Here is a 3821-nt window from a genome sequence, read left to right as displayed (position 1 = left end):
CTGCCGCCGTCTCGCGAAGGATTGGGAATGCAAAAGCCGGAAAGGGCGAGCGTTCGTCCTCTTGGCCTCCATCCGCCTCATGACCCGAAAGCTCTGTCAGAAAACATTATGATGCCGGACAGACTCTTAGGGTGACTCACGGAGTTTCGTTGCGTTTGCGGATCTGATTCGATGAGGCGAACCGGGAGGGTTTGCCATGTCGGCTGCGGTGGCGTTGCGGCAGGATTTCACGGCCGATGATCTGCGGAGGCTGGCCAGGGCCGGCCGGGATGCGGGTCAGGGCCGCCGTCTGCTGGCGTTGGCCGAGATTTACGATGGCGGCAGCCGCACGGACGCCGCCCGGATCGGGGCGGTGAGCCTGCAGACGGTGCGCGACTGGGTTTTGGCCTTCAACGCCGAAGGACCGATCGGCCTGATCGACGGCAAGGCACCCGGCAACCGTCCCAAGCTGAACGAGACGCAGCGCCAGGCGCTGGCGCGGATCTTCACCTCCTACGACGACATCCTCGATCGGTGTTGTGAGGCCTGGAAACGCTTCGTCGCCCAACCCTGGCTCATCATGTCCATCGGACTGCGCCAGTGGGCCTATCGGTTTTGATCAATGCCGGTTGGTATGAGTTGGGTGGCTTTCTGCCCGACCGCTTTTTGGTTGCATGTCCATGAAGCCGGACGTTTGCCCGGCGTCTGTACCGACCGATGCTCGCGCGTCGCCTTGGGGCAGTTGGCGGACAGGGAGGCTGGGTACACCCGGGACCGGGCAAGCGAGGAAAGGCTTTCCTCAGGGCCTCTCGCCCGGGGCCCGAACTTGCGCGCCGCCGAACACGACGGCTTGCCGCAACGGCGGTCGCGACAGGCCGTAGATCAGGCGCGGTTCCGCCGGTGCGCTGACCGCATCCAGCGCGGCGCGATGCTCCTCAGACAGCACGACATCAAGCGCGGCGATGTTGTCGGTGACCTGCGCCGGCCGACTGACGCCCATCAGCGTCGAGGCGACTCCCGATCGTCCGATCACCCAGGCGAGCGCGACGTGCGCCGGCGATTGCCCGATGTCTTCCGCCACCCGGCGAACCTCTTCGACGATGGTCCAGTTGCGCGGCGTGAACAGGCTGTCGCCGAAGGGATTGGCCCCGTCGAGCCGTTTGTCGTCGGCGGAACGCATCGCGCCCGACTGCGCCGCATCCTTCGGCAAGCCGCCCACACGCGGACCCGCCGCCTCCACGGTAGCGCGGTCGTACTTGCCGCTTAGCAGCCCATAGGCGAGCGGCGACCACGGTACCATGCCCAAGCCGAACTCGGCTGCGAGGGGGATGTGCTCGTCCTCCACCTCCCGGTTCACGAGCGCGTAGAAGTACTGCAGCGCGATCGGCCCCGGCAGCCCACGCAGGGCGGCCAGCGTCGTGAGCTTGGCAACGTACCAGGCGGGTGTGTTCGACAGGCCCCAATAGCGAACCTTCCCGGCGCGCACGAGACCAGCCATGGTCTCCAGCAACTCCTCGGCCGGCGTAACCCCGTCCCAGATGTGCACCCAGTAGAGATCGACGTAGTCGGTCTGCAAGCGGCGCAGCGAGCCTTCCAGCGCCGCGTGGACATGCTTGGCACCGTTGCCGCCCGCGTGCGGCCCGTTGCCCGTGGCGAACCCCGACTTGGTCGCGAGGACGATCCGGTCGCGCAAACCGCGTTCGCCGATGAAGCGCCCGAGCATCGCCTCGCCCTCGCCACCCGCGTACACGTCGGCCGTGTCCACGAAATTGCCGCCCCGCTCCAGATAGGCGTCGAACACGGCGCGGCTGCCGGCCTCGTCCAGCCCCCAGCGCGCCGTGCCGAAGGTCATGGTGCCGAGCGCGAGCGGACTGACCGCAAGGCCGGAGCGGCCGAGCGTTCGGTAGTGGGTGAGGTCCATTGTTGCATATCCCTGCTGATCCCGCACAGGATAGCGCCGCCGTTCGCGGGGGATTAGCCCGTATCATCCGCAAGGGCTTATGAACGGGATGCAGCAATGCGACGGGGCACACTCGACGATCTGGCGGCGTTCGCAAGGGTGGCGCGCACCCGCAGCTTCACGCGTGCGGCGGCCGAACTCGGCCTTTCGCCCTCGGCACTCAGCCACGCCGTACGGGGGCTGGAGGAACGACTCGGCGTTCGGTTGCTCGCGCGAACCACGCGCAGCGTCGCTCCGACGCCGGCGGGCGAGCGGCTCATGCGGTCATTGGCGCCAGCGCTGGCGGAGGTCGAAAGCGGGCTCGCTGCGCTCGCCGACTGGCGGGGTGAGCCATCCGGGACGCTGCGGCTAACGACCTTCTCCTCGGCCGCGCGCCACGTGCTCGACCCCGCCCTGCCGCGCTTCCTCCTCGATCATCCGGCCGTCTCCATCGAGATCGTCATCGACGATCGCCTGACCGACATCGTCGCGGATCGGTTCGATGCCGGCATCCGCTTCGGCGAAACGGTGGAGCGAGACATGGTGGCCGTGCGCCTAGGGCCGGACCTGCGCACGGTCGTGGTCGGCACCCCCGCCTATTTTGCGTGCCATTCACGGCCCGAGACGCCGGCGGACCTGGAGGCGCACAACTGCGTCAATTACCGGCTGGTCGGCGGGGGTGGATTGCTGCCGTGGGAGTTCGCGCGCGACGGCCAAGACGTTCGCGTTCGCGTAGGCGGCCAACTCACCGTCAACGATGCGGTCCTGACAGGGGCCGTAGTGCGGGCCGGCGCCGGACTCGGCTACATGCTGGAGGAGGATGCGGCAGCTGATATCGCGGCGGGCCACCTCGTGCAGGTCCTTGCGGACTGGTGCACGCCCTTTCCCGGTTACCACCTCTACCATCCGAGCCAGCAGGCGACACCGGCGCTTCGTGCCCTGATCGATGCCGTGCGTTGGGTGCAGGCATGACCTGATCCGTTCCATCGCCGTCGCGGTTTCCGACGACCGCAGCGTGGTTGTCTCGCCACGCAGCGGTCCGACAGCTTTTCGCCAGCCGAGAGAAGCGGTGGAACGGCGAGGTCGGGTCGGGTGCCGACTGTTCGCTCTAAGACGGGACCGGGTGGATCACTGCCAGTCCGATTTCAGGCGGCTCAAGCATCCCAGCGGACGCAGCTATCTCACAGGCCGGTGATCCACCATGGAATGCCGCTTCCTTGCAGCGGTGGACATCAAAATCGTGCTGCGACCCCGCCCATGATCGTGCGCGGCGTACCGGGTGTGGCGTAGCGGTTTTGGAAGGCGCGGTCGTAGTAGGTGGTGTCGAGCAGGTTGTCGACGTTGAGGTAGACCCGCACCTGCGGCGTAATCCAGTAATACGAGATCAGGTTGAACACCGTGTAGTCCGGCAGACGGAAGGTCGAGAGGGCCGTCCCGGCCTGCCGTGCGCCAACATGGGTAACGCCACCACCGAAGCCGAGGCCGCGCAGCTCCGCCCCCTGGAACTCGTAGACGCTTTGCAGGGCGAGGGTGTCGGCGGGGATGTTGGCGATCCGAGTCCCCACGGGCAGCGTATTGTCGCGAGCCACGGCGGCGTCTGCATGGGTGTAGGTGCCGATGATCCGCCAGCCGGGCGCCAGATAGCCGGCGACGGTCAAGTCGAAGCCCCGGCTGCGGACCTCGCCGGCTGCAACGCTGAAGTTCGGATCGACCGGATCAACGGTGAGGACGTTGGTGCGCCGGATGTCGAACAGGGCTGCCGTGGCACTCAGCTGCCCATCGAGCAGGCTGAGCTTGGTGCCGATCTCATAGCCCTCACCCTGCTGGAAGGCGAAGGGCTGCCCCGCGCGGTTCGTGCCGGTGTTTGGTAGGAAGGAGCGACCATAGCTGCCGTAGAGCGAGA

Annotated in this window: 3 protein-coding genes and 2 pseudogenes; 3 read left to right on the top strand and 2 right to left on the bottom strand. The window is 67.0% G+C overall.

Annotation, left to right across the window (positions count from 1 at the left end):
- Together FV234_RS25425 and FV234_RS25420 are read left to right on the top strand one after the other, a co-directional pair.
- Positions 1 to 112: pseudogene (locus tag FV234_RS25425) on the top strand (IS5/IS1182 family transposase); the annotation flags it as partial.
- 84 nt (positions 113 to 196) lie between these two features.
- Positions 197 to 475: pseudogene (locus tag FV234_RS25420) on the top strand (helix-turn-helix domain-containing protein); the annotation flags it as partial.
- 303 nt (positions 476 to 778) lie between these two features.
- Here the strand turns inward: FV234_RS25420 and FV234_RS25415 are convergent.
- Positions 779 to 1900 (bottom strand): aldo/keto reductase, encoded by a 1122-nt coding sequence (locus FV234_RS25415; RefSeq protein WP_147752154.1) that lies wholly within the window; start codon positions 1898 to 1900, stop codon positions 779 to 781.
- Positions 1901 to 1996: 96 nt separating this feature from the next.
- Here FV234_RS25415 and FV234_RS25410 point away from each other — a divergent pair, with 96 nt between their 5' ends.
- Positions 1997 to 2890, top strand: coding sequence for a LysR family transcriptional regulator (locus FV234_RS25410; RefSeq protein WP_147752155.1), 894 nt, complete (start codon positions 1997 to 1999; stop codon positions 2888 to 2890).
- A gap of 260 nt (positions 2891 to 3150) precedes the next feature.
- On the opposite strand, the gene FV234_RS25405 is transcribed toward FV234_RS25410, so the two are convergent.
- Positions 3151 to 3821, bottom strand: a 671-nt coding sequence (locus FV234_RS25405; protein WP_147832390.1) for a TonB-dependent receptor, incomplete at its 5' end; no start/stop codon positions are given.

The organism is Methylobacterium sp. WL8 (genome assembly GCF_008040045.1).
GTDB lineage: Bacteria > Pseudomonadota > Alphaproteobacteria > Rhizobiales > Beijerinckiaceae > Methylobacterium > Methylobacterium cerastii.
Note: the sequence above shows the minus strand (reverse complement) of the source record. Positions and strands in the feature narration are given on the sequence as shown.

What these genes read in the sequence shown, in the direction of transcription:
- FV234_RS25415 (WP_147752154.1), bottom strand. Translation starts at nt 1,900, where the DNA reads ATGGACCTCACCCACTACCGAACGCTCGGCCGCTCCGGCCTTGCGGTC.
- FV234_RS25410 (WP_147752155.1), top strand. Translation starts at nt 1,997, where the DNA reads ATGCGACGGGGCACACTCGACGATCTGGCGGCGTTCGCAAGGGTGGCG.